This is a genomic window from Mesorhizobium escarrei (assembly GCF_935825525.1).
Lineage (GTDB): Bacteria > Pseudomonadota > Alphaproteobacteria > Rhizobiales > Rhizobiaceae > Mesorhizobium > Mesorhizobium escarrei.
Genome location: NZ_CAKXZT010000168.1, coordinates 125,549 through 149,282, shown reverse-complemented (window position 1 = coordinate 149,282; position 23,734 = coordinate 125,549). Strand labels below are relative to the sequence as shown.

Here is a 23,734-nt window from a genome sequence, read left to right as displayed (position 1 = left end):
CGCGTCAAAACGACTCAAATCAGGAAACGCTTCAGGGCAGAGAATCAGAGAGTTGAATCGCTGGCAAGTCCTTACGATTCCGCGAGATTCACTTTCGGCAAAAACGGCCGCGAAAACTGTGTTGTCGAGTCCTTATAGCAACTGTCCGAGGAATTCCTGGACCTCGTGCCCCGGCCGGAATTTGCCGATGCGCTTGATTTCCCAATGCAGCCGGATGCCCGACCTTTCGAGCACGCGCGTGCGCACCGTCTCGCCAAGATATTCAAGGTCGTAGCCGGTCGCGGTTCCCGTGTTGATCATGAAGTTGCAATGCATCGGCGACATCTGCGCGCCGCCGATCATCAGCCCCCGACAGCCCGCTCTGTCGATCTCCTTCCAGGCCGAGGTGCCCTCCGGATTCTTGAAGGTCGAGCCGCCGGTCTTTTCGCGGATCGGCTGCACGGTCTCGCGATGGTGCTGGACGGCGTCCATTGCCGCCTTGATCGCGGCCTTGTCTGCCAAAACGCCTTCGAACACGGCCGATGTGAAGATCAGCCCGGCAGGTGCTGCCGAATGGCGATAGGCGTAGCCCATATCGGCGTTGCTCAGCGTATGCACATTGCCCTTGCGGTCGAGCGCCCGCACCTCGACAACGCGCTCGCGCGTCTCGACGCCATTGGCGCCGGCATTCATCCTCAGCGCACCGCCGATGGCGCCCGGAATGCCGTGGTAAAACTCAAAGCCGCCTATACCAGCCTGATAGGCGACAGCGGCAAGGCGTTTGTCGGGCGTGGCCGCGCCCGCCTTGATCGTGGTCGGCGCAATCACTTCGGCTTCGCCAAAGCCCTTGGCCGAAAGCCGGATGACGAAGCCCGCAATACCGCCGTCACGGACAAGCAGGTTCGAGCCGATACCGACGGTGGTCAGCGGTATCTCCTCGGGCACTGCTCTCAGGAACGCAGCGAGATCATCTTCGTCGGCCGGCTGGAACAGTGCGTCGGCCAGCCCGCCGGCGCGGAACCAGGTGATCTTGTCCATCTCGGCATTCGGCGTGATGCGACCGCGCAGGCCGGCAAGCCGGCCGCCAAGCTTGTCGATCAACGCCTGACCGCGCGTCATGAGGCGGTCCCGCCGAGTTCCCTGGGCAGCGCGTAGGCCCATTGCGTGATGTTGCCGGCGCCGAGGAAGACGATGAAATCGCCTGGTTTGGCCAGGTCGCGGATAACCGGCGCAATCGCCGCGGGGCCTTCGATGTAGCGCGCGTCGCGATGGCCGCCGGAGCGGATTCGCGACACCAATGCCTCGGACGTCACTCCATCGATCGGCTCTTCGCCAGCCGCATAGACCGGCGCCACCATCACCGTGTCGGCATCGTTGAAGCAGACCGAGAACTCGTCGAACAGATCATGCAGCCGGGTGAAGCGGTGCGGCTGGGCAATGGCGATGACGCGGCCCTGGGTGGCATCGCGCGCCGCCTTCAGAACCGCTGTGATCTCGACCGGATGGTGGCCGTAGTCGTCGAACACATCGATGCCGTTCCACGAACCGGTACGCGTAAAGCGCCGCTTGACGCCGGCGAACGACGACAGGCCCTTCCTGATCGCCTCGGCCGAAAGGCCGAGCTCATGCGCGACGGCGATCGCCGCCGTCGCATTGGCGACGTTGTGCCGGCCGGGCATCGGCAGGCGCAGGCCTGATATCGTCGACTGGCCGCGGGTCTTGCGGTCGCGGATCACCACGTCGAACTCCGAGGTCGGGCCATCCATGTGGTGATTGATGAAACGCACGTCGGCCTGTGCGTTCTGGCCATAGGTGATGACGCGCCGGTCCTCGATGCGGCTGACCAGCGCCTGCACCTCCGGATGGTCGGTGCACATGACGCCGAAGCCGTAGAACGGCACGTTCTCGACGAACTGGCGAAAGGCCTCCCGCACCTTGTCGAAGGAGCCGTAATGGTCGAGATGTTCGGGATCGATGTTGGTGACGACGGCAATCTCGGCCGGCAGCTTCAGGAACGTGCCGTCGCTCTCATCGGCCTCCACCACCATCCATTCGCCATCGCCCATGCGGGCGTTGGTGCCGTAGGCATTGATGATGCCGCCATTGATCACGGTCGGATCGAGCCCGCCGGCTTCGAGCAGCGTCGCCACCATCGAGGTCGTTGTCGTCTTGCCATGCGTGCCGCCGATGGCCACCGCCTGCCGGAAGCGCATCAGTTCGGCCAGCATCTCGGCGCGACGGACGATGGGAAGCAGTTTCTCGCGTGCGGCCTTCAGCTCGGGATTGGATTTCTTGATCGCCGTCGAGACGACGACCACTTCGGCATCGCCGATATTGTCGGCATGATGACCGACAAAGCACTCGATGCCCTTGTCGCGCAGCCGCTGCACATTGGCGCTGTCGGCCTGGTCGGACCCTTGCACCTGGTAGCCGAGATTATGCAGCACCTCGGCGATGCCGCTCATGCCGATACCGCCGATGCCGATGAAATGCAGGAGGCCGATCGTCTGCGGCATCTTCATACGTGCGTCTCCTTCCTGAATTCCGATACGCTTTTCTTCGACGCAATAGCCTCTGTCAGATCGGCGAGCAACCGTGCCGCGTCCGGTTTTCCGGCCGATTTCGCCGCCGCTGCCATTGTGGTCAGCCGCTCCGGATCGTCCATCAGGGCTCCGACGAGCGCGGCGATGCGCTCGGACGAAAGCGTCGATTGCGGATGCACTTCGGCGCCGCCTGCCGCGGCCAATGCCGCTCCATTGGCCGCCTGGTCGTGGTCGAGCGCATGCGGATACGGCACCAGCAGCGCCGGCCGGCCGATCACCGCGATTTCCGATACGGTCGATGCGCCGGACCGCGACATCACCAGATGCGCCGCAGCCATGCGCGCCGCCATGTCGGGGAAGAAGGGCGACACCTCAGCCTCGACGCCAAGGGCGGCATAGGCCGCCTTCACCCGCTCGACGTCGTCGGCACGCGCCTGCTGGGTGATATCAAGCCGCTTGCGTTGCGCATCGGAAAGCTGTCGAACCGCCGCCGGCACCGCATCGGAAAAGAACTGTGCGCCCTGGCTGCCGCCGAACACCAGAAAGCGGAACGGCTGCTCCCCGGTCGACGCCGCATAGGGCGTCTTTGCCGCCTCCAGCACTTGCGGCCTGACCGGATTGCCGGTCGTCACCGTCTTGGCGCCTGCAGCGCTTGAATCTTCCGGCAAGAACCCGCCGGCGATGGCATCGACACGGCCGGCGAGCGCCCGGTTGGCGCGCCCCATCACCGCGTTCTGCTCGTGGATCAGCGTCGGCACCTTGCGCCGCGTCGCCGCATAGAGCGGCGGCAGCGTCGGATAGCCGCCGAAACCGACCGCGACGGCTGGCTTGACCCGGCCGATCACAGCCGATGCCTGCCGCACCCCGCCCCAGATCTTCCAGAAGGCGGCGAGCACGGCGAAGGGGTTTTTAGAGCCGATGGTCGCCGACTGGATCGGATGGATGCCCGCGGCCGGGAACTGGCCGGCAAAACGCTCGGCACGATCATCGGTGGCCAGATGCACCGTCCAGCCGCGCCTGATCAGCTCGTGCGCCAGCGCCTCGGCCGGGAAGAGATGCCCGCCCGTGCCGCCGGCCGCCAGAAGGATCGCGCCCCTCGACATTTCACTCCGCCGGCATGGCGCGCTGCGACGGCGCGAAGCCCAATTGCTTGCGCTTTTCCGGCCGCTTGCGCGTCAGCGCCAGTACCATGCCCATCGAGATTGCGATGGCGATCTGCGAGGAGCCGCCATAGGAGATGAACGGCAAGGTCATGCCCTTGGCCGGCATCAGCTGCAGATTGACGGCCATGTTGATGACCGACTGCAGACCGAAGACCGTTACCAGGCCGCCAACCGCATAGCGCGTGAAATCGTCCTGCTCCTTGAGCGCGGTGCCGAGGCCGCGCAGCACGATGAAGGCGAAGATGGTCATGATGAAGAAGCACATGATCAGTCCGAACTCCTCGCCGGCCACCGAGTAGACGAAATCGGCATGGCTGTCGGGTATCACCCGCTTGACGGTGCCCTCGCCCGGCCCGACGCCGAACCAGCCGCCATTGATCAGCGCATCACGGCCCATGTCGACCTGGAACGTGTCGCCCTCGCCGGTCATGAAGCGATCGATGCGGCCGGCGACATGCGGGAACACGGTATAGGCGGCAAACACGCCGCCGACGCCGGCAGCGCCCAGCGCGATGATCCACAGCCATGGCAGTCCGGCCATGAAGAACATCACCCCCCAGGTGCCGAGCACCAGCATGGTCTGGCCGAAATCGGGCTGGGCCACCAGCAGCGAGATGACAAGGGCCAGCAGCAGCATGGCGAACAGATTGCCTGGAATGTCGGGCTGGCGCTTGTGTTCGGCAAACAGCCAGGCACAGATGATGACGAAGGCAGGCTTCAGGAATTCCGACGGCTGGAGCGACACGCCGGCGAGCGACACCCAGCGACGCGCGCCCTTCACCTCGACGCCGATGTAGAGCACCGCCACCATCAGCACCAGCGCGATGCACAGCATCGCCAGGGCCATGCGCCTGATCTGCCGCGATTCCAGGAAGGAGACGGCCAGCATCACGCCAAGTGCGGGAATGGTGAAGATGATCTGTCGGGTGGCGAAGTGAAAACTGTCCAGGCCGATGCGCTGGGCCACCGCCGGGCTTGCCGCGAAGGACAGCACGATGCCGAGCCCCATCAGCGACAGGAACGCAGCCAGGAACCAGCGATCGATCGTCCACCACCAGGTGGCAACCGGGCTTTTGTCGAGACGGCTTTGCATTATCGTGCCCCTCCGATGAGCTTCACGCCATCAACAGTGCTCGCAGCTTGCCTGAAGGCTTCGCCGCGCACTTCGAAATTCTTGAACTGGTCGAAACTGGCGCAGGCCGGCGAAAGCAGCACCACTACCTCGCCATTGCCAACGTCCTTGGCCGCGTCGCTTGCGGCATGCTCGACTGCCGCGGCCAGCGTGCCGGAAATCTCGTAGGGCACCGCCTCGCCGAGCGTCGCCGAGAAGGCTGGTGCTGCCTCGCCGATCAGATAGGCCTTGGCGATGCGCGGAAAGAGGCCGCGCAACGGCTCGATGCCACCCTCTTTCGGCAACCCGCCGGCGATCCAATAGATGCGCGGAAAGGAGGACAAGGCGGGCGCTGCCGCATCGGCATTGGTCGCCTTGGAATCGTTGATGAACAGCACATGGCCCTTACGGCCGACCTGCTCCATACGGTGCGCCAGCCCGGGAAAGCTCTCCAGCCCCGACTGGATCTCGCCCAGCTCGAGCCCGACCTTGAGGCAGGCGGCGAGAGCGGCCAGGGCATTCTGCGCATTGTGCTGGCCGCGCAGCGAGCCGATGCCCTCGAGAAAGGCGACCCGGCTGTAACGGCCGTGCACCGCCTCCATCAGATTGGTGCCGTCGGCGAAATAGCCGTCGGTCAGCGGCAGGCGCTTCGAAATGCGGATGACGTGCCGGCCTGCCCGCTCCAGCCGGTCGGCGAGCTGGGCGCACCAGGAATCGTCGACGCCGACGATGGCCGTCTCGCTGCCGGCCGCCAGCCGCTCCTTGATCGCGGCGTAGTGCTGCATCGTGCCATGACGGTCGAGATGGTCGGGCGTCAGGTTGAGCAGGACGCCGGCAGTCGGATTGATCGAGGGCGCCAGGTCTATCTGGTAGGACGAGCATTCCACGACATAGTGCCGCCCCGTTTCCGGCGGATCGAGCGTCATCACCGCGCGGCCGATATTGCCGCCCATCTGCGTGTCGCGTCCGGCCGATTTCAGGATATGCGCCGTCAGCGCCGTGGTCGTCGATTTGCCGTTGGTGCCGGTTATGGCGATGAAGGGTGCAGCCGGCGCCAGCAAGGTCCGCTGCCGGCAGAACAGCTCGATGTCGCCAATGATCTCGACGCCTGAAGCGCGCGCCAGTTCCACTGTCCAGTGCGGCTTCGGATGCGTCAGCGGCACACCGGGCGACAGCACGAAGGCCGAGAACTTCGCCCAGTCGGCGCCACGCAGGTCGCCGGTCGCGATACCGACGGCCGCGGCATTGGCGACACTGCCGGGATTGTCGTCCCAGGCGAGCACCTCCGCCCCACCCTCGATCAACGCGCGCGCAGTAGCGATCCCCGAGCCGCCGAGCCCGAAGAGCGAAACGCGCTTGCCTGCGAAGGATGCGGCGGGGATCAAGCGGCCTCCTATCGGAGCTTGAGGGTCGACAGGCCGACCAGCGCCAGGATGACGGCGATGATCCAGAAGCGGATCACCACCTGGCTTTCGGTCCAGCCGAGCTTTTCGAAATGATGGTGGATCGGCGCCATCAGGAACACCCGCTTGCCGGTCATCTTGAAGTAGCCGACCTGGATGATGACCGACAGGATCTCGACGACGAACAGGCCGCCGACGATGACCAGCACGATCTCGTGCTTGGTGGCAACCGCAACCGTGCCGATCAGGCCACCAAGCGCCAGCGAGCCGGTATCGCCCATGAAGATCGCCGCCGGCGGTGCGTTGAACCAAAGGAAGCCGAGGCCGGCGCCGATCACTGCGCCGAGGACCACCGCCAATTCACCGGTGCCGGGCACGAAATGGATCTGCAGATACTCGGCGAACACCGCATTGCCGGACAGGTAGGCGATGACGCCGAAGGACGCCGCCGCGATCATGATCGGCACGATCGCCAGCCCGTCGAGGCCATCGGTCAGGTTCACCGCATTGCCGGCGCCGACGATGACGAAGCATGAGAACGGGATGAAGAACCAGCCGAGATTGATGAGGAACTCCTTGGCGAAGGGAAAGGTCAGCGACGACGAGAACGGCGCCTGGCCATTGTGCATGATCACCCAGGCGGCGATGCCGGCGATGACGAATTCAAGCCCCAGCCGCGCCTTGCCGGAGAAGCCAAGGTGCGATTGCTTCGTCACCTTGAGATAATCGTCGTAGAACCCGATCGAGCCGAAACCCAGGGTCACCAGCAGCACTACCCAGACATAGATGCTGGACAGGTTCGCCCACAACAGCGACGAGCCGATGATGCCGCACAGGATCATCAGCCCGCCCATGGTCGGCGTGCCGGCTTTCTTGAAATGCGTCTGCGGCCCGTCGGCGCGGATCGGCTGGCCCTTGCCCTGCCGCAGCCTCAGCGAATTGATGATGGCCGGGCCGAAGATGAAGACGATCAGCGCCGCGGTGATCAGCGCGCCGCCGGTGCGGAAGGTAATGTAGCGGAAGACGTTGAAGACCGAGATCTTGTCCGCGAATTCGACGAGCAGTGTGAACATGCGATTCGGTCCCCGGACCTGGCTCTAGGTCTGTTTGGCGGTTGCGGCTGCCGCCGGAAATTTGCTGAGCAGTGCGTCGACCAGTTTGGAAAACCCGATGCCTTTCGACGATTTGATCATCACCACGTCGCCAGGCTTCAGCGCCGACAGAAGCACCAGTTTCAGATCCTCTGCGCCGGCGCGATACTCTGTCTCGATCTCATCAGGCAGGATATCGGCCAGCGCCCGCATTTCCGGGCCGGCGAGAAAGACCCTGCGCGTTTCGGTGCCGACGATGAGATCGGCAAGGGCTGCGTGCAGCTTCGCCGAGTGGTCGCCGAGTTCGAGCATGTCGCCGAGCACCGCGATGCGCCTGCCTTCGCCCGACACCGGCGTCGCGTTGAGCAGCGCCATTGCTGCGCTCATCGACGCCGGATTGGCGTTGTAGCTCTCGTCGATCAGCGTGATCGGACCTTTCGGGTGGCGCAGCACATGGCGCTTGCCGCGTCCGCGTTCGGCCGAAAGATCGGCCAGCGCCAGCGCCACCCTGGCGATGTCGGCGCCGACCAGATGCGCAGCGCCGAGCACGGCCAGCACATTCTGCACCATGTGGCGGCCCGGTGCGCCTACCCTGGCGGTGATCTCCTGACCGCCGATCTTGGCAGTGATGACGGAATGATCGGCATCCAGCGCGCATTTCAGCAGTTTGAAGGTCGCACGGGCGTTCTCGCCAAAGCCGTAGATGTGCTCGACGCCGGCGGCTCTCGCCATCTTGTCCAGAAGCTTCCAGCGCGGGTCGTCGCGGTTGAGAAGGACGGCGCCGTCTAGTTCCAGCCCTTCGAAAATCTCGGCCTTGGCCTTGGCGATCTCGTCCAGATTGCGGAAGAAGCCGAGATGTGCCGCGGCGATCAGCGTGACGATGGCGACATGCGGCCGGACCATCTTGGCCAGCGGCCGGACCTCGTCGGGATGGTTCATGCCGATCTCGAACACGGCATAGTCGCACTCCGCCGGCATCCGCGCCAGCGTCAACGGCACGCCCCAGTGGTTGTTGAAAGACTGCGCAGATGCGTGCACCTTGCCGACCGCGGACAGCACATGGCGCAGCGCTTCCTTGGTGGTGGTCTTGCCGGCCGAACCGGTCACCGCGATAATCCTCGCATTCGAGCGCGCGCGGGCGGCCAGCCCTAGCTTTTCCAGCGCGGCCAGCACGTCCTGCACGACGATCATCGGCGCCGTCAGCCGCCCGAGCGACGGCAGCTTGCCCTCCGCGACGACCAGCACGCCCGCGCCGGCCTTGATGGCGGCGGTCGCGAAATCATGGCCGTCCATCGCCTCTCCCTTGATTGCGAAGAAAGCATCGCCCGGCGCAAGGCTGCGGCTGTCGATCGAGATGCCGCTGATACCTTCGGGCATCGGACCGAGCGGTCGTCCGCCCATGGCGGCGACGAGATCCTCTGAGGTCCACAGGAAGCTCATGCGGCGTGCTCCTGGAGCGCGGCGCGGACTTCCTCATGGTCGGAGAAATGCAACGTCTCGGCGCCGATGGTCTGGCCTTCCTCATGCCCCTTGCCGGCCACGATCAGCGTGTCGCCGGCATGGAGCATGGCGACTGCCTCGTGGATCGCCTTGCGCCGGTCGCCGATCTCGATGGCGCCCGGTGCAGCGGCAAGGATCGCGGCACGGATCGTTTCGGGCACTTCCGAGCGCGGATTGTCGTCGGTGACGATGACGACATCGGCCAGCCGAGTGGCGATCTCGCCCATGATCGGACGCTTGCCGCGGTCGCGGTCGCCGCCGCAGCCGAACACGACGATGACGCGGCCGGTGGTGAACGGCCGCACCGAGGCCAACACGTTTTCCAGCGCGTCCGGCTTGTGCGCGTAATCGACATAGACCGGCGCACCGTTGGCAGTGGTGCCAACAAGGTCCAGCCGACCCGGGGCGCCCTTCAATTTCTCCAACGCCATCAGGGCTTTGGCGGCAGGTGTTCCAGTGGAGATGGCGAGGCCCGCCGAAACCAGGGCATTGGCGATCTGGAAATCGCCGGCCAGCGGCAGGTCGACCTCGTGGAGAACGCCATCGACTTCCACCTCCGCACGCTGGCGGTGGCGCTCGTGCTCGACCCGCTTCAGTGTCAGGAACTCGCCGTGGCGGCCGACCGTCAGCACATCCAGTCCCGCGGCCCTTGCCGCCTGGATCGTCGGCTCCGACCAGGGATCGTCGGCAAAGATGACGGCCGGCGCGCCCTTCGGCAGCAGCGCGTCGAACAGGCGGAGCTTGGCGCGATGATAGTGCTCGACCGTCGGATGATAGTCCATGTGATCGCGGCCGAGATTGGTGAACCCGCCGGCTGAGAGCTTCACGCCGTCGAGCCGGCGCTGATCGAGACCATGGCTGGAGGCCTCCATCGATGCGTGGGTGACGCCGGCATCCGCCAGTTCGCGCAGCAGCCTGTGCAGGTCGACCGGGTCGGGGGTGGTCAGCGAGCCGTACTCGTTGCGGCTCGGCGCCACCACGCCGGTTGTGCCGATCGAAGCAGCGGCAAAACCTGACTGCTCCCAGATCTGCCTGGTGAAAGCCGCAACCGATGTCTTGCCGCTGGTGCCGGTCACCGCGACCATAGTTTGCGGCTGCCTGCCGAAGTAGCGGGCCGCACTCAGCGCCAGCGCCAAGCGTGGATCTTCGACAGCGAAAACGGGCAGCGGCAGTCCGGCGACGGCGCTGCCCTTGCCGGCCACGATCGCTGCGGCGCCGCGCTTGGCGGCATCGGCGGCATAGGCCGCGCCATCGGTCTTGGTGCCAGCGAGCGCGAAGAAGACCACGCCTGGTCCTACCTGGCGGGAATCCGAAGAAATCCCGGTAACCTCCGTATCGAAGGAAGCTGTCCCCTCGACAGGCAGGATACCGGCTAGGTCTTTCAGCTTCATCGAACCCCGTTCATAGCAACAAAATAGCGCGCAGTTGCCGGCGCGCCCTAAGAATCACTGATAGGAAACCAGCGTTGCGCCATTTTCATGGCTGAAATCTGGCTTCACGCCAAGCATGGAAGCCGAACGTCGGATAATGTTTGCAGCCATGACGCCAGCATTCGAGGCGGCCGTCGCACCCATGCCGGGTTTTTCCGGCTTCGGTTCGTCGGCGATCGTAAGCACGATGTATTGCGGATCGTCCATCGGGAAAGCCGCGACGAAGGCATTGAAGTTCTTGTCCTTTGAGTAGCGGCCGTTGACGACCTTCTCGGCCGTTCCCGTCTTGCCGCCGACGCGATAACCTGGAACCCTGGCGTTCCTGCCTGAGCCTTTCTCGGCATTGAGTGCGTAGAGATAGCGCATGCTCTCGGAGGTCTTGTCGCTGACAACTCTCTTGGCCACCGACATCGCCTGTTCCTGCGCGCGTCTCAGGAATGTCGGCTGGATCAGGTAGCCGCCGTTCACCAGCGCGGCACAGCCGACCGCCGTCTGCAGCGGCGTCGTCGACACACCGTGACCAAAGGCGATGGTGATCGAATGGACCTGTTTCCAGACTTTGGGCTCGGTCGGGCGGGCGACCTCAGGCAGTTCCGTCTGCATTCTCTCGAGGATGCCCAGGCGATGCAGGAATTCGCGGTGCCCCTCGATGCCAACCGCTTCGGCTTCCTTGGCCGAACCGATGTTGGACGAATAGATGAACACTTCGGGCACCGACAGCACCCGGGCCTTGCCATGAAAATCATGGATGGTCTGGCGGCCGATCCTGATCGGGCGCGTAGCGTCAAAACGGCTTTCCAGCGTCACTTTGCCGGAATCGAGCGCCATGGCGGTGGTAAAGCTCTTCAAAGTCGAGCCCATCTCGTAGAGCCCGGCCGACATGCGGTTCAAGCGGTCCTTGTCGTGCGCATTATAGGGGTTGTTCGGATCGAAATCCGGAACCGAGGCCATCGCCAGCACTTCGCCGGTCTTGACATTGAGAACGACGGCGCCCGCCGCGATTGCGCGGTATTTTTCCATGCCGGTGGCGACCTCGTCACGCACGATATGCTGGACGCGCAGGTCGATCGAGAGCTGCACCGGCTTCAGATCCTTGGCCACCGCCAAGCCGGACGCCTGAAGATCGCTCAGCCCCTGTTCGTCGATGTATTTCTCCATCCCGGAGATGCCCTGATTGTCGATGTTGGTGAGGCCGACAATGTAGGACGAGGTTTCGCCGGCCGGGTAGAAGCGGCGCTTTTCGGTGCGGAAGCCGATGCCGGGAATGCCGAGCTGCAGGATGTCAGATTGTTGCTTGGGCGTCAGTTGCCGCTGCAGCCAGACGAAGCCGGCGCCGCTCTTCAGCTTATGATAGGTCTGCTCGTAGTCGATTTCGGGAAGCACCGTCGCCAGTTTTTCGATCGCCTCGTCGGCGTCGACAATGCGGCGCGGTTCGGCAAATAGCGACGCCGTCTTGATGTCGGTCGCCAGAACTTCGCCGTTGCGGTCGACGATGTCGGGCCGCGACGCTGTCACCCGGCTCTGCGGACCGCCGGACAGGTCGGGGTTCTGGAAACCGAGATAGACCAGCCGCCCGGTGATGGTCAGATAGATGCCGAAAAACACCGCCATCGTCATCACTACGCGGGTCCTGCCCTTGCCGCCGTTCGCCTTGCGGGCGCCTTCGACGACAATCGATCCGTCGTCGCCGGACTTGGCGCGGCGCGTCAGCAGACTGGCGATCACTGGAACCCGGGCCATCACTGGAAGTCTGGCGATCATTGGACGATGCCTCCGGTGACCACGGGGTCCTTGCCCATCGGTTCCTTGCCGGAACTGTCGGCCATGCCGCCCAGCCGCTGCGAAGAAAGGTCCTCGATGGTAAGGGGTTTTGCCGGCAGATCGTCCAGCCCGATGATCTGGCGGGCGCTGACCGGCTCGAGTTCGAGCTGCGATTTATAGATCTCGGCCAGCTTTTGCAGGCGCGACGGCTGGGTAAGCAGGCTCCAGTCCGCCTTGAGGAGATCGATTGTATCCTCCTCGTAGCGGATCTGCGCCTGGATTTTGTGCACCGCCGCCAATTGTTCCTCGGCCTCGCGCTTGGTCTTGAAGGTCAAGGCCGCGGCCGAAACCATGACGGCGATAAGGACTATGTCGCTGGTACGGAACACGTGCTCACCTCTCTCCCGGCCGTTCGCCGCCGGGAAGTTTTGGGTCAGGAAGTTTTGGAAGCCCGAAAATCGAAAAATCGCCGGCGCGCGCCGGTGCGCCGGTGCGGATCGCAGCACGCAGCCTTGCCGAGCGCGCCCGCGGATTGGCCGATATCTCGGCCTCACCGGGCGTCACGCCGCTACCGATCTTTTTGAATGTGGCGCTGCGCGCCTGCGCCTCGGGCAGGTGCCGCGATCCGGTCGCCGCATCGGCGCGATCGGCAATGAAGCGCTTGACGATGCGGTCTTCCAGGGAATGGAACGTCACCACGGCCATCCGTCCGCCCGGTTTCAGCACGCGTTCAGCCGCAAACAGCGCCTTGGCCAGTTCGCCGAGTTCGTCATTGACGAAAATGCGCAGCGCCTGAAAGACGCGGGTCGCCGGATGGATCTTGTCCTTCGGCGCGCGGCCGATATGCGTCTCGATGGCGTCTGCAAGGTCGAGCGTGCGCTCGAACGGATGTTTTTCGCGACGGCTTTCAATCATGCGGGCGATGCGGCCGGCATGGCGCTCTTCGCCAAGAAACCCGAAGATGCGGGCAAGATCGCCCACCTTGAAAGAGTTGACGACATCGGCGGCGCTCAAGCCAGCTTGCGCCATGCGCATATCCAGCGGTCCGTCGGCACGGAACGAAAAACCGCGCTCCGCCTGATCGATCTGCATGGAGGAGATGCCGATGTCGAGCACGACGCCGTCAGCGCTTTCGACATGCTCGTCCAATGTCGAGAACGGCGCCTGGACGAGCCGGAGCCTGCCGCCCGATTGTTGCTCGAGAACCAGACCGGCAGCAATCGCATCCGGATCGCGGTCGAGCGCGACAACCGAGGCGCCGCTCGCCAGAATGGCTTTGGTGTAGCCGCCGGCGCCGAATGTGCCGTCGACGACCACCTCGCCCGTTTTGGGCGAAAGCGCCTCCAGCACTTCGGCAAGGAGGACCGGAATGTGACGGGCCGGTCCGCCAATGGCGTGAGGGTCATCGCCGTAGCCCGCCATCATTCCGGCCGCTCCCCAGGCTTCGTCCCCTGCCGAAGCTGCAAAAGCCGGGCGCGTGCTTCCGCCCCATAGGAGGTGAGCCGTCCAGGCTCCCAGATCTGAAAGAAATTGCCGCGGCCGACAAAAGCCACTTCCGCGGAAATGCCGGTGTGCTCGCGGATGAAATCGGTCATCGAGATGCGGCCGTCCTGATCGAGCTTGAGAAAGGTTCCATCGCCATGGCAGAAGAACGACATGTCGTCCGAGGTCTGCAGGAAGGGGTCTTCCTGCGCGATGCGCTGCTCGTAGCGGTCGAGCAGGTCGAGCCCGCCGACATCCATCGCCGGACGGTCCAGGCAGCGCAGCGCATAGAGTTCCGAATAACCGCGCTTCTGCACAACCGCACGGAAATGCGCTGGAACGGACACCCGCCCCTTCGCATCGATCCTGTTCACCGCGCTCGACAGAAACCGGTCCATTACGCGTTACGGCCGCTTGCGCCGCCGCACCCCTCTGCATCTTCCCGCCCGCGCCGCCCCGGCGCAGTCCCTGCCCAAAACCCACTTCGTTCCAGGCGAAAACAAGCAAACGCGCAGCCGCCGCGGCTGCCCGATTGGCGTACGCTTCACCCTGACGCGGAACGAAGGCTTGAATGTCCAAATGGGATATCATGGGGCACTATGGGCGTCAACGGGAATAGGCTTCACAAACGCGCGCCACAACCGATGAGGGCAGCTTTGACGGCACTCCCGTGTTTATGCTCCATTAAGCCTAACGAAGCGTTTAGAGCGGTTTTCCGGCGCGGTTCGGCGCTTGCCTGCCGGTGTCACCCGGCATAGCGTCTGCGCATCCTTCTCCTCAAAGTCAGGGTTCGAACAACGATGTCCGAAACAGCGAAGTCGCGCGCCGCCACCCTCGCCCATTTGCGTGGCGTCAAGCTCGCCAAGGGCGATCCGGTTTCGCTGCCGCTGACAATGACGACCACTTTCCATCTGCCCGGCAACCCGGCCGGCGTCAGCCAGTACGGGCGCTACGACAATCCGACATGGGAGGCGGTGGAAGACATGCTCGGCCACCTCGAGGACGCGCCGTCCGTAGCGTTCCCGTCGGGCATGGCCGCGATCGCGGCGGTCTTCTTCGCGCTGCTCAAGGCAGGCGATCGCATCCTGTTGCCATCCGATGGTTACTACACGCCGCGCATGCTTGCCGAGCGCTTCCTCAAACCTTTCGACGTCCCGTTCGACACACGACCGACCAAGTCCTTTGTGGACGGCGGTTTTTCCGGCTACCGGCTGGTGTTCGTCGAGACCCCATCCAATCCCGGGCTGGACATTTGCGACATGGCTGGCGTGGCGCGCCTTGCGCACGAGGCCGGCGCGCTTGTCGTCGCCGATAACACCACGATGACGCCTTACGGTCAGCGCCCGCTCGACCTCGGCGCCGATATCGTCGTTGCCGCCGACACAAAGGCGCCCAATGGCCATTCCGACGCGCTGTTCGGCCATGTCGCCAGCCGCGACGCCGGGATCATCACCGCCATCCGCGAGTGGCGCAAACTGTCGGGCTCCATCCCCGGACCATTCGAAGCCTGGCTGGTCCATCGGGGCCTCGAGACGCTGGAAGTCCGCTTCGAGCGCATGTGCAAATCGGCCGAACTGATCGCCCGACGTCTGACAAATCATCGGGTCGTGAAATCCGTCCGCTTTCCTGGACTGGAGGATGACCCTTCGCACAATCTGGCGACCACCCAGATGGAACGTTTCGGCTTCCTTATCGGCCTCGACCTGGGGAGTGAAGCCAGGGCCGAAGCGTTCATCGGCGCCTGCGCCCTGATCCAGCCGGCGACCTCCTTCGGCGGCGTCCACTCTTCGGCCGAGCGGCGCGCCCGTTGGGGTGATGCGGTGCCGCCCGGCTTTGTTCGCCTGTCGGTCGGCTGCGAGCCGGTGGAAGCGCTTTGGCAGGCGATCGAGGCGTCGCTGGACGGCGCCGGCGGTTGAACGAACCGATCACCAAGCCAGATCGTCGGCTTCGATATTGCGCCGGCCATGCAGCACGCGCAGGATCTCGACTGCATCCTCGCCGACACGGTACAAGGTGAGGTATTCGCCGACGACCAGATGGCGGATGCCGGGCGCAATGTCTTCGCGCAGTGCGCCCGAGAAAGGATAAGTCGTCAGTTGCTGCCAGCGCGCTTCGATCCGGTCGAGCAGCCGGTCCGCTGCAGCCTCGTCGCCTCGCGCGATATGAAGCCAGATCGCGATCAAATCCTCTTCTGCATTTGCAGTTCGGACAATGGGCAGCAAATTCATGCCGCGTTATCGGATTTCAATCGTCTACGCGCCTCGGCCTTGATTTCATCGATCGACGCAAATCGTCCCGGTCCGCTGTCGATCCCCTCCTGCACCAGCTTGCGCAACTCCTCGACCGTGTAGCCGTGTAGGTCGCGGCGGTCCTTCCATTGCCTGAGTGCGTCGCGGATCACCTCGCTCGCCGAAGCATATTCGCCGGCGGCGACCACATCGTCGACCGCCGCCGCCAGTTCCGGCGAAAGCGTGATGCTGCGTTTGTCGACCTGACCCATGGTGCGCTTCCTATATCGCCCGTACTGGAAGGTACGATCAAATCGCACCTGTTTCAAGCAACGCTTGTTCCATGCACAAGCTGATTCAGCTAACAAAGCGTCTGAACCAGCAGGCGCGCCCGAAGACGCAACCTGCTGATATCAGGGAATTTCCTTGTAGAAATCTGGACGAAAATTGCCAGCTGGCCTGTAAGCCGGGTTCTGTATGGCCCTCGCCCCTTGCGGCGCGAGAACGTGGCGGCCATTCATCTTGGACGCATGTTGCCATGCGCCTCACGCAACCTACCCGGACGGTGAGCCGGAAACAGCCCTCGAGGGTTTCCCCTCGCACCGCCCCTATTCGGTCTTGCTCCCGGTGGGGTTTACCGTGCCGCTCCTGTTGCCAGTCGCGCGGTGGGCTCTTACCCCACCCTTTCACCCTTACCCACGACGGATCGTGGCGGTTTGCTTTCTGTGGCACTTTCCCTAGGGTCGCCCCCGCCGGCCATTAACCGGCACCGTGTCTCCATGGAGCCCGGACTTTCCTCACCCGCAGCCTTTCGGCTTCGCGGGTGCGGCCGCCCGGCCAGCTGGCAAGGCGTATAAAGGGATTCACGTTCGAAAACGCAAACAAAAAAGCAGGTCCCGGCTTATTACGCCGGCGCTCCAAGCGCGGCCAACTGCACTTTGACCTTGCCGCAATAGGCCGCGGAAATCGGGTTCATCCGCTTGGCGCCATGGCCGGCATTGTACTTCAGGATCGTGCCGCAGGTCGTGCCGCCGCCGAGATTGCGCGCCATGGCGAGGTATTTCATGCCGTATTTGATGTTGGTCTCGGGGTCGTGGAGACCCTTGATCGAGCCGCTGTAACCCATCATGCGCGCCGTCGACGGCTTGATCTGCATCAGGCCGATCTCACCGGCGCTGCCGACCTGGTTCGGCTGAAACCTGCTCTCGATCATGATGACGGCCTTGGCGAGCGAGACCGGCACACCATTGCTGGCTGCATGACGCTCGATGATCGTCGAATACTTGCCGCTATCGCCAGCGGCGGCCGGCTTCGGCGCCGCCGCCCGGCTTTTCCGGCCGATCGACGCCGTCGTCGCCTGGTCGATGCGGGTCCTGTTGCGCTTCACATGCCGCTTGGAGACTGCCTTCGTTGCAAGGACTGGCTTCTTTGCAGAGACTGCCTTTGCAGAGACCTTTTCCGCCTTTGCGGATGCTGGCTTTTTCGCCTTCACCGCAGCAGCTTTTTTCACCTTTGCGGAGGCTGTCCTTTTTTCCCCGGCGTCTTGCCCGACTTTCGGCGTGGCAGTCTTATCGGACGTGGTCATGAAACCCTGGTCGGCTCGCTGGCTCAAAGGCGCGCCATTGGCAGCACCGATGGCAAAAGTCATTACGCCGGCAGCAACAGCTACCGTTAAAACGGTCAATTTCTGCATGGGATCCTGTTCTGTTTGAACCGCGCGAAGAACTTCACGCAGCTACGCCAATCAACGTCGGAACATTTGGGAGGCTGTAGGTCCGACAACTTGCACGGATCGCCTTTGACGGCCGAATTGGCGGCAAAAAAGGCGAGGCAAGTCACTTTAAGTGACAAGCTGTAACTTACAGCCAGGAAAAGACTACTTGGACGGAACTGCCCCCACCGAGCCAAGCAGCCGTTCCAGCGTGCGAATTGTCGATCCGTCGGCCACGCCATCCACTTTGCGTTGCCGGAAATGCCTCTGGAAAGCCTCGACCACGATTTCGGTTTGCCGGTCGAAAGCGCCTGATATCTCCACGCCATAACCGTAGAGCGCCAGCATCGACTGCAACGCCTCGACCTCGACAGACGCGTCGCCGGCCTTCAGCACCGCGCCGCGCGTGAGCGGTGCCGCTTCGACGAGATGGCCGACACCGGCCTCGAACAGCGCCTTCCAGGGGAATCTCTCGCCCGGGTCGATCTTGCGTGCCGGCGCCACGTCGGAATGGGCGAGCACCCGTTGAGCTGGGATGGAATGGCGCTGAACAACCCCCTTGCACAGTCCGATCACGGCATCGATCTGCCGTTTCGGAAAATTCCGATAGCCCAGCGAATGCCCCGGATTGACGATCTCGATGCCGACTGAACAGGAGTTGATGTCGCTGCGTCCGAACCAGGAACTCTTGCCGGCATGCCAGGCACGGTTGCTTTCCCTGACCATTTGGACGATGCGGCCGTCCTCATGGACGAGGTAGTGCGACGAAACCTCGCTGGCCGGATCGCACAGCCATGCTTCGGCGCCGGCGCCGGTCTCCATGCCCGTGTAGTGCAGCACGATCATGTCGGCCGTGTCGCGTCGTGGACCGAAATTCGGCGATACCCTTACCTCGGCGCTCGGCTCGTCGGGCAGGAAGCCGCTCATGCGTGCCGCAAGCCCCGTTCGATCATCTCATAGGCCGCGTTGATCGCCGCTATCCTGCTGGTTGCGATCTTGATGAATTCCTGCGGCAGGCCGCGTGCGATCAGCCGGTCGGGATGGTTGTCCGAAACCAGCTTGCGGTAACGCTTCCGGACCTCCTCGAAGGTTTTTCCCCGCTCGATGCCGAGCACGACATAGGGATCGGCCGCACCCAGGTCGACGTGCCGGGCCAGAATGCTCTGGTAATGCGCCTCCTCGATCCGGAAGATCTCGGCGATGCGATGCAGGAACTGGCCTTCACGCTCGTGAACCAACCCGTCGGCCTTGGCGATGTGGAACAGCCCGTCGAGGATATCCTCCAGCATCGCGCAGTTCGAATGCCCGGAGCCGCAAAGCTGCGCCATCCGCGCGGCATAGGTCTCGAAGCCGGCGATGTCGCGCTTGGCCAGATCGTAGAGACGCGCCACATTGCGCGTCTGCTCCTTCGGCACTTCGAATATCTGCTGGAAGGCGCGCACCTCGTCCTGGGTGACGATGCCGTCGGCCTTGGCCATCTTGGCCGACAGCGCGATCATCGCCACCGAGAAGGCAACGCGTCGGCGCAGATCAGGATCGCCGGAGAAAACCGTGCGCACGGCCTCGACCACGTCGGCGACGCCGGACGAGGTTGAGGACGAGACGCGCGTGATGAATTCGCCGAGGCGATCCCAAATCGACATGGGCACCTATTAGGGCTAACCGGCCAGCGCTATCAAGCCCACCGCCATCAAGCGAAGACAATGCCGCAGGGCCGGCCCAGCCGATTTCGCGGCCGCCTGAGCAGCTGGCGCAACCGTCGATCATGGAACTTAGCAGGCAGCAGTGGCCATAGCGCGCGAAACTGCAAACCTTCGTTACCTCGCCATTTCGGCCCATTCTGCTGGGCCAAAACTGAATCGGCGCTTGCGGCGGCGGCCGCAAGCAGCATGTCCTGAAGTCAGAAGGCCGGCACGATGCCGGCCTTCTGTTCATCACATAAGAACTACTGCGCCGGCGCAGGCTGTGCCGGAGCCGGCTCGGCCGGCTTGGTCGCGTCAGGAGCCGGCTGCATCGGCTGTTCGTTCGCCGGCGGATTGGTGCTCTGCGTGGTGGTGGCGTCCCCGCCCGTGCCGCTGTCACTGCAAGCCGCAACGCCAAGCAGGGCAAGCGCCGAAACCGACGCAAGAATGAGTTTCTTCATGACATCTCTCCTCTAATCACGCCCCCGCTACCGGTGACGATCGAGGGCACAATGCACCAAGTGCCCATGGGTTTCATAACGTTGCGTTTCCGTATGTAACATCATCTGCTTTTGCGTTGCCGGCGAAGCCATGGCGAATTAACACCAAACCATGGCGAATTAGCACATGTGAATCAATAAAATGCCCGGGAGAGCTGCCGTGACCGCCAAATGGGATTTCTGGATCGACCGCGGCGGCACCTTCACCGATGTCATCGGCCGGGACCCGCAAGGCGGGCTGCACCCGCGCAAGCTGCTCTCCGAGAATCCTGAAGCCTATGCCGACGCCGCCATCCAGGGCATTCGCGATCTGCTCGGGCTAAAACCCGGCGCGCCGATCCCATCCGGCTTGATCGGCGACATCAAGATGGGCACCACCGTTGCCACCAACGCGCTTCTGGAGCGCAAGGGCGACCGTGTGCTGCTGCTCATCACCAGGGGATTTCGCGACGCGCTGAGGATCGCCTATCAGGCGCGGCCCGATATCTTCGCCAAGGAGATCATCCTTCCCGAACAGCTCAACGAGCGCGTCATCGAGGTCGACGAGCGCGTGCGCGCCGACGGCCGCGTCGAAAGGCTGCTCGACATCGCCGCCATGCGCCCGGCCATCGAACAGGCCAGGGTCGACGGCATCGACGCGGTGGCGATCGTGTTCATGCATGCCTGGAAATATCCCGACCACGAAAAGGCGGTTGCAAAAGTCTGCAGGAAACTGGGGTTTTCGCAGATCTCGGTCAGTCACGAGGTTTCGCCGCTCATCAAGCTGGTCGGCCGCGGCGACACGACCGTGGTCGACGCTTATTTGTCGCCGATTCTGTCGCGCTATGTGCAGAGGGTGGCAGGTGAACTTGGCGTCCTCTCCCCCCTTGAGGGGGAGATGGCCGCCCAGCGGCCAGAGGGGGTCGCCCGAGGCAGCGTGAGGCCTGAAGGAACGTCGAGCACTGCCGCATCGACCCCACCCGGCGGCTTCGCCGCCACCCTCCCCTCAAGCGGGAGGGAATCCCCTCGCCTCATGTTCATGATGTCGTCCGGCGGCCTTACCGCCGCCGATATGTTCCAGGGCAAGGACGCGTTGCTGTCCGGTCCGGCCGGCGGCGTCGTCGGCATGGTCGAGACAGCAAAGCTCGCCGGTTTCGACAAGGTCATCGGCTTCGACATGGGCGGCACCTCGACCGACGTCGCCCATTATGACGGCGGCTATGAGCGCGCCTTCGACACCGAGGTTGCCGGCGTGCGCATCCGCGCGCCGATGATGCGCATTCACACCGTCGCCGCCGGCGGCGGCTCGATCCTGCACTACGAGGCCGGGCGCTTCCGCGCCGGGCCGGATTCGGCCGGCGCCAATCCAGGCCCGGCCGCCTACCGGCGCGGCGGCCCGCTGGCCGTCACCGACGCCAATGTCATGCTGGGCAAGCTGCAGCCCGACTTCTTCCCGGCCATTTTTGGACCCGGCCAGAACGAGCCGCTCGACGTGCAAACCGTGCGCGAGAAATTCGCAGCACTCGCCGCCGAAATCGGCGACGGCCGCACGCCGGAGGCGGTGGCCGAAGGGTTCGTCACCATCGCCGTCGAAAACATGGCCAACGCCATCAAAAAGATTTCCGTGCAGCGCGGCTACGACGTCACCGAATATCTCTTGAACTGTTTTGGCGGCGCCGGCGGCCAGCACGCCTGCCTCGTTGCCGACGCACTCGGCATGGAGGCGGTGCTGATCCATCCCTTCTCCGGCCTGCTGTCGGCCTATGGCATTGGATTGTCCTCGATTTTTTCGTCGCGCCAGCAGGCGCTGCTGAAACCGCTCGCGGAAGTGTCCAGCCCGGCAATCGACGAACTCATCGCGACATTGCGAAAAGCCGTCATCGACGAGCTTGCCGCACAAGGTATCGCCGCGGACACCGTCGCCTCGAAACCGGTGTTGCAGGTCCGCTACGACGGCACCGACACCGCGCTGCCGGTGAATTTCGAGCACGGTTCGATCGCACGCGCCAAGACGGATTTCGAAGTCGCCCACAAGGCGCAGTTCGGCTTCGTCTATGACGACAAGCCGATGATCGTGGAATCAGTCGGCGTCGAAGGCATCGACAGCGGCGGCGCCGGCCGCGAGGAAAGTGATTCAATCCTTGAGGACATCGCCGCAAGCCCTTCGGAAAATCGGCAAATCTTCGTCGACGGCACCTGGCGCGACGCCGGCATTTTCCGCCGCGAGGCGCTCAAACCGGGGCACAAGGTTGCCGGCCCTGCCCTGGTCATCGAGCCAAACCAGACCATCATCGTCGAGCCGGGCTGGCAGGCCGAAATCACCGCCAAGAACCACGTGCTCCTGCGTCGCATCGAGAAAAAGCGCCGACTGGCGGCGCTCGGCACCGAGGCCGATCCGGTCATGCTGGAGGTGTTCAACAATTTGTTCATGTCGATCGCCGAACAGATGGGCGTGACGCTGCAAAACACCGCCTATTCGGTCAACATCAAGGAACGGCTCGATTTCTCCTGTGCCGTCTTCGACCGGAATGGTGCGCTGGTCGCCAACGCGCCGCACATGCCGGTGCATCTCGGCTCCATGGACCGTTCGGTGGAAACCATCATCCGGCTCAACTCCGGCGACATCCACCCCGGCGACGTCTTTGCACTGAATGCGCCTTATAATGGCGGCACGCATCTGCCTGACATCACCGTGGTGACGCCGGTCTTTTCCTTCCCTCTTGAGGGGAGGGTGGCGGCGAAGCCGCCGGGTGGGGTCGGCTCGACTGGGTTCGACGTCCCGGCGGTGCCTTCTGAGGAGACCCCCACCGCCGCCTTCGGCGGCACCTCCCCCTCAAGGGGGGAGGAGATCCTCTTCTACGTCGCTTCGCGCGGCCATCATGCCGATATCGGCGGCACGGCGCCCGGCTCGATGACGCCGCTCGCCACCACCGTCGACGAGGAAGGCGTGCTGTTCGACAATTTCCGCATCGTCGATCGCGGCCGGTTCCGCGAGAGGGAACTGGAGACGCTGCTCACCGACCACCCCTACCCGGCACGCAATCCGCACCAGAACATCGCCGACCTCAAGGCGCAGATTGCCGCCAATGAAAAGGGCGTTGCCGAGCTGCGCGAGATGGTCGCGCATTTCGGCCTTGGCGTGGTCGAAGCCTATATGGGGCATGTCCAGGACAATGCCGCCGAAAGCGTGCGCCGCGTGCTGGAGCGGTTGCCCGACAGCTCGGTGTACGAGTATCCGACCGACACCGGCCAGGTCATCAAGGTGAAGATATCGGTCGACCGGCAAAAGCGCGAGGCGACCGTCGACTTCACTGGCACATCGCCGGTCACGAAGAATAACTTCAACGCCCCCGAGCCGGTCGCCCGCGCAGCCGTGCTCTATGTCTTCCGCGTCATGGTCGAGGACATGATCCCGATGAATGCCGGGTGTCTGAGACCGATCAACATCATCATTCCCGAGGGTTGCATGCTGAAGCCGACCTACCCGGCCGCGGTCGTCGCCGGCAATGTCGAGACCTCGCAGCATGTCACCAATGCGCTGTTCGGCGCCATGGGCGCGATGGCCAATGCGCAAGGCACGATGAACAACCTTACCTTCGGTAACAAGCAGTACCAGTATTACGAGACGATCTGCTCCGGCTCGCCGGCAGGCCGGATGAACAACGGTCGCGGCTTTGCCGGCACCTCCGGCGTCCACACCCACATGACCAATTCGCGCCTGACCGACCCGGAAGTGCTGGAATTGCGCTTCCCCGTCCTGCTCGAGGATTTCCACATCCGCGAAGGCTCCGGCGGCAAAGGCAAATGGAGGGCCGGCGACGGCACCGAGCGCACCATCCGTTTCCTCGAAAAGATGGAATGCGCGATCCTGTCCTCACATCGCAACCGCCCGCCGCAGGGCCTGGACGGCGGCGGCGATGGCGAGGTCGGCTCGACCAAGGTCCGCCGCAAGGATGGCCGCATCGAAGTCCTGGAGGCTTGCGACCAGACGGTGCTCGAGGCCGGCGAAGCCGTCATCGTGACGACGCCGACGCCGGGCGGATTTGGCCGCTCCTAAAGGAGGCATCCAGAATTCGCTCCGCCGGAGTAGAATTATCGATGCCTCCGACTGTCACCGGCCTGTCATCCACCTGCGCTACCCGCTTGCGCCAGAGCAAACGGGGAATCGCCT

General features: G+C 63.8%; 20 protein-coding genes and 1 other RNA gene. 2 read left to right on the top strand and 19 right to left on the bottom strand.

Features of this window, described 5'->3' with window-relative positions:
• Nucleotides 1-132: 132 nt before the first annotated feature.
• The 12 genes from murB to mraZ are packed head-to-tail and all read right to left on the bottom strand — an operon-like array spanning nt 133 to nt 13,861.
• Complete coding sequence (murB, locus tag NMG80_RS31635; RefSeq protein WP_254021760.1) at nt 133-1,098, bottom strand: UDP-N-acetylmuramate dehydrogenase; 966 nt, start codon at nt 1,096-1,098, stop codon at nt 133-135.
• The gene (gene murC / locus NMG80_RS31630; protein WP_254021759.1) at nt 1,095-2,501 is read right to left on the bottom strand and encodes a UDP-N-acetylmuramate--L-alanine ligase; all 1,407 of its coding nucleotides are present in this window, start codon (nt 2,499-2,501) and stop codon (nt 1,095-1,097) included. The genes murB and murC overlap by 4 nt, the downstream gene beginning before the upstream one ends.
• A complete protein-coding gene (gene murG, locus NMG80_RS31625) occupies nt 2,498-3,625 on the bottom strand; it encodes an undecaprenyldiphospho-muramoylpentapeptide beta-N-acetylglucosaminyltransferase (RefSeq protein WP_254021758.1) in 1,128 nt (375 codons plus the stop codon). The genes murC and murG overlap by 4 nt, the downstream gene beginning before the upstream one ends.
• Nucleotide 3,626: 1 nt before the next feature.
• The gene (ftsW, locus tag NMG80_RS31620; protein WP_254021757.1) at nt 3,627-4,778 is read right to left on the bottom strand and encodes a putative lipid II flippase FtsW; all 1,152 of its coding nucleotides are present in this window, start codon (nt 4,776-4,778) and stop codon (nt 3,627-3,629) included.
• Nucleotides 4,778-6,181 (bottom strand): UDP-N-acetylmuramoyl-L-alanine--D-glutamate ligase, encoded by a 1,404-nt coding sequence (murD, locus tag NMG80_RS31615; RefSeq protein ID WP_254021756.1) that lies wholly within the window; start codon nt 6,179-6,181, stop codon nt 4,778-4,780. Before murD ends, ftsW begins: the two co-directional genes overlap by 1 nt.
• Before the next feature lie 8 nt (nt 6,182-6,189).
• The gene (gene mraY, locus NMG80_RS31610; RefSeq protein ID WP_023798736.1) at nt 6,190-7,272 is read right to left on the bottom strand and encodes a phospho-N-acetylmuramoyl-pentapeptide-transferase; all 1,083 of its coding nucleotides are present in this window, start codon (nt 7,270-7,272) and stop codon (nt 6,190-6,192) included.
• Between the two features lie 24 nt (nt 7,273-7,296).
• On the bottom strand, nt 7,297-8,730 hold the full coding sequence (locus tag NMG80_RS31605; RefSeq protein WP_254021755.1) for a UDP-N-acetylmuramoylalanyl-D-glutamyl-2,6-diaminopimelate--D-alanyl-D-alanine ligase: 1,434 nt from the start codon (nt 8,728-8,730) through the stop codon (nt 7,297-7,299).
• Nucleotides 8,727-10,181, bottom strand: a complete 1,455-nt coding sequence (locus NMG80_RS31600) for a UDP-N-acetylmuramoyl-L-alanyl-D-glutamate--2,6-diaminopimelate ligase (RefSeq protein ID WP_254021754.1) — start codon at nt 10,179-10,181, stop codon at nt 8,727-8,729. Before NMG80_RS31600 ends, NMG80_RS31605 begins: the two co-directional genes overlap by 4 nt.
• Before the next feature lie 54 nt (nt 10,182-10,235).
• Complete coding sequence (locus NMG80_RS31595) at nt 10,236-11,981, bottom strand: peptidoglycan D,D-transpeptidase FtsI family protein (RefSeq protein ID WP_254021753.1); 1,746 nt, start codon at nt 11,979-11,981, stop codon at nt 10,236-10,238.
• Nucleotides 11,978-12,370 carry a cell division protein FtsL gene (gene ftsL, locus NMG80_RS31590; RefSeq protein WP_254021752.1) on the bottom strand — a complete coding sequence of 131 codons (393 nt, stop codon included), beginning with the start codon at nt 12,368-12,370 and terminating at the stop codon, nt 11,978-11,980. The genes NMG80_RS31595 and ftsL overlap by 4 nt, the downstream gene beginning before the upstream one ends.
• Nucleotides 12,371-12,374: 4 nt before the next feature.
• On the bottom strand, nt 12,375-13,406 hold the full coding sequence (gene rsmH, locus NMG80_RS31585; RefSeq protein WP_254021751.1) for a 16S rRNA (cytosine(1402)-N(4))-methyltransferase RsmH: 1,032 nt from the start codon (nt 13,404-13,406) through the stop codon (nt 12,375-12,377).
• Nucleotides 13,403-13,861, bottom strand: a complete 459-nt coding sequence (mraZ, locus tag NMG80_RS31580) for a division/cell wall cluster transcriptional repressor MraZ (RefSeq protein WP_254021750.1) — start codon at nt 13,859-13,861, stop codon at nt 13,403-13,405. The genes rsmH and mraZ overlap by 4 nt, the downstream gene beginning before the upstream one ends.
• Nucleotides 13,862-14,263: 402 nt before the next feature.
• Here mraZ and NMG80_RS31575 point away from each other — a divergent pair, with 402 nt between their 5' ends.
• Nucleotides 14,264-15,379, top strand: coding sequence for a cystathionine gamma-lyase (locus NMG80_RS31575; protein WP_254021749.1), 1,116 nt, complete (start codon nt 14,264-14,266; stop codon nt 15,377-15,379).
• A 9-nt stretch (nt 15,380-15,388) separates the two neighbouring features.
• On the opposite strand, the gene NMG80_RS31570 is transcribed toward NMG80_RS31575, so the two are convergent.
• The 7 genes from NMG80_RS31570 to NMG80_RS31535 form a co-directional block, all read right to left on the bottom strand.
• On the bottom strand, nt 15,389-15,691 hold the full coding sequence (locus NMG80_RS31570) for a type II toxin-antitoxin system RelE/ParE family toxin (RefSeq protein WP_254021748.1): 303 nt from the start codon (nt 15,689-15,691) through the stop codon (nt 15,389-15,391).
• Nucleotides 15,688-15,963: a type II toxin-antitoxin system ParD family antitoxin gene (locus NMG80_RS31565; protein ID WP_123151966.1), complete on the bottom strand. Its 276-nt coding sequence runs from the start codon at nt 15,961-15,963 to the stop codon at nt 15,688-15,690. Before NMG80_RS31565 ends, NMG80_RS31570 begins: the two co-directional genes overlap by 4 nt.
• A gap of 174 nt (nt 15,964-16,137) precedes the next feature.
• An RNA gene (gene rnpB / locus NMG80_RS31560) (RNase P RNA component class A) lies at nt 16,138-16,536 on the bottom strand.
• Between the two features lie 59 nt (nt 16,537-16,595).
• On the bottom strand, nt 16,596-17,384 hold the full coding sequence (locus tag NMG80_RS38070; RefSeq protein WP_436798731.1) for a lytic transglycosylase domain-containing protein: 789 nt from the start codon (nt 17,382-17,384) through the stop codon (nt 16,596-16,598).
• A gap of 183 nt (nt 17,385-17,567) precedes the next feature.
• Nucleotides 17,568-18,329 (bottom strand): N-acetylmuramoyl-L-alanine amidase, encoded by a 762-nt coding sequence (locus NMG80_RS31545; protein WP_254021747.1) that lies wholly within the window; start codon nt 18,327-18,329, stop codon nt 17,568-17,570.
• Nucleotides 18,326-19,045, bottom strand: a complete 720-nt coding sequence (locus NMG80_RS31540; protein ID WP_254021746.1) for a J domain-containing protein — start codon at nt 19,043-19,045, stop codon at nt 18,326-18,328. The genes NMG80_RS31545 and NMG80_RS31540 overlap by 4 nt, the downstream gene beginning before the upstream one ends.
• A gap of 302 nt (nt 19,046-19,347) precedes the next feature.
• Complete coding sequence (locus tag NMG80_RS31535; RefSeq protein WP_202366999.1) at nt 19,348-19,545, bottom strand: hypothetical protein; 198 nt, start codon at nt 19,543-19,545, stop codon at nt 19,348-19,350.
• 199 nt (nt 19,546-19,744) lie between these two features.
• Here NMG80_RS31535 and NMG80_RS31530 point away from each other — a divergent pair, with 199 nt between their 5' ends.
• Nucleotides 19,745-23,620 carry a hydantoinase B/oxoprolinase family protein gene (locus tag NMG80_RS31530; RefSeq protein ID WP_254021745.1) on the top strand — a complete coding sequence of 1,292 codons (3,876 nt, stop codon included), beginning with the start codon at nt 19,745-19,747 and terminating at the stop codon, nt 23,618-23,620.
• Nucleotides 23,621-23,734 lie beyond the last annotated feature (114 nt).

Bases quoted from the DNA above. Each gene is read 5' to 3' on its own strand.
- NMG80_RS31600 (WP_254021754.1), bottom strand. From the start codon at position 10,181: ATGAAGCTGAAAGACCTAGCCGGTATCCTGCCTGTCGAGGGGACAGCT.
- mraZ (WP_254021750.1), bottom strand. From the start codon at position 13,861: ATGGACCGGTTTCTGTCGAGCGCGGTGAACAGGATCGATGCGAAGGGG.
- NMG80_RS38070 (WP_436798731.1), bottom strand. From the start codon at position 17,384: ATGCAGAAATTGACCGTTTTAACGGTAGCTGTTGCTGCCGGCGTAATG.
- murG (WP_254021758.1), bottom strand. From the start codon at position 3,625: ATGTCGAGGGGCGCGATCCTTCTGGCGGCCGGCGGCACGGGCGGGCAT.
- NMG80_RS31545 (WP_254021747.1), bottom strand. From the start codon at position 18,329: ATGAGCGGCTTCCTGCCCGACGAGCCGAGCGCCGAGGTAAGGGTATCG.
- mraY (WP_023798736.1), bottom strand. From the start codon at position 7,272: ATGTTCACACTGCTCGTCGAATTCGCGGACAAGATCTCGGTCTTCAAC.
- NMG80_RS31565 (WP_123151966.1), bottom strand. From the start codon at position 15,963: ATGGGTCAGGTCGACAAACGCAGCATCACGCTTTCGCCGGAACTGGCG.
- NMG80_RS31540 (WP_254021746.1), bottom strand. From the start codon at position 19,045: ATGTCGATTTGGGATCGCCTCGGCGAATTCATCACGCGCGTCTCGTCC.
- murB (WP_254021760.1), bottom strand. From the start codon at position 1,098: ATGACGCGCGGTCAGGCGTTGATCGACAAGCTTGGCGGCCGGCTTGCC.
- murC (WP_254021759.1), bottom strand. From the start codon at position 2,501: ATGAAGATGCCGCAGACGATCGGCCTCCTGCATTTCATCGGCATCGGC.
- NMG80_RS31570 (WP_254021748.1), bottom strand. From the start codon at position 15,691: ATGAATTTGCTGCCCATTGTCCGAACTGCAAATGCAGAAGAGGATTTG.
- NMG80_RS31605 (WP_254021755.1), bottom strand. From the start codon at position 8,730: ATGAGCTTCCTGTGGACCTCAGAGGATCTCGTCGCCGCCATGGGCGGA.
- NMG80_RS31535 (WP_202366999.1), bottom strand. From the start codon at position 19,545: ATGAAGAAACTCATTCTTGCGTCGGTTTCGGCGCTTGCCCTGCTTGGC.
- rsmH (WP_254021751.1), bottom strand. From the start codon at position 13,406: ATGATGGCGGGCTACGGCGATGACCCTCACGCCATTGGCGGACCGGCC.
- ftsW (WP_254021757.1), bottom strand. From the start codon at position 4,778: ATGCAAAGCCGTCTCGACAAAAGCCCGGTTGCCACCTGGTGGTGGACG.
- NMG80_RS31595 (WP_254021753.1), bottom strand. From the start codon at position 11,981: ATGATCGCCAGACTTCCAGTGATGGCCCGGGTTCCAGTGATCGCCAGT.
- NMG80_RS31575 (WP_254021749.1), top strand. From the start codon at position 14,264: ATGTCCGAAACAGCGAAGTCGCGCGCCGCCACCCTCGCCCATTTGCGT.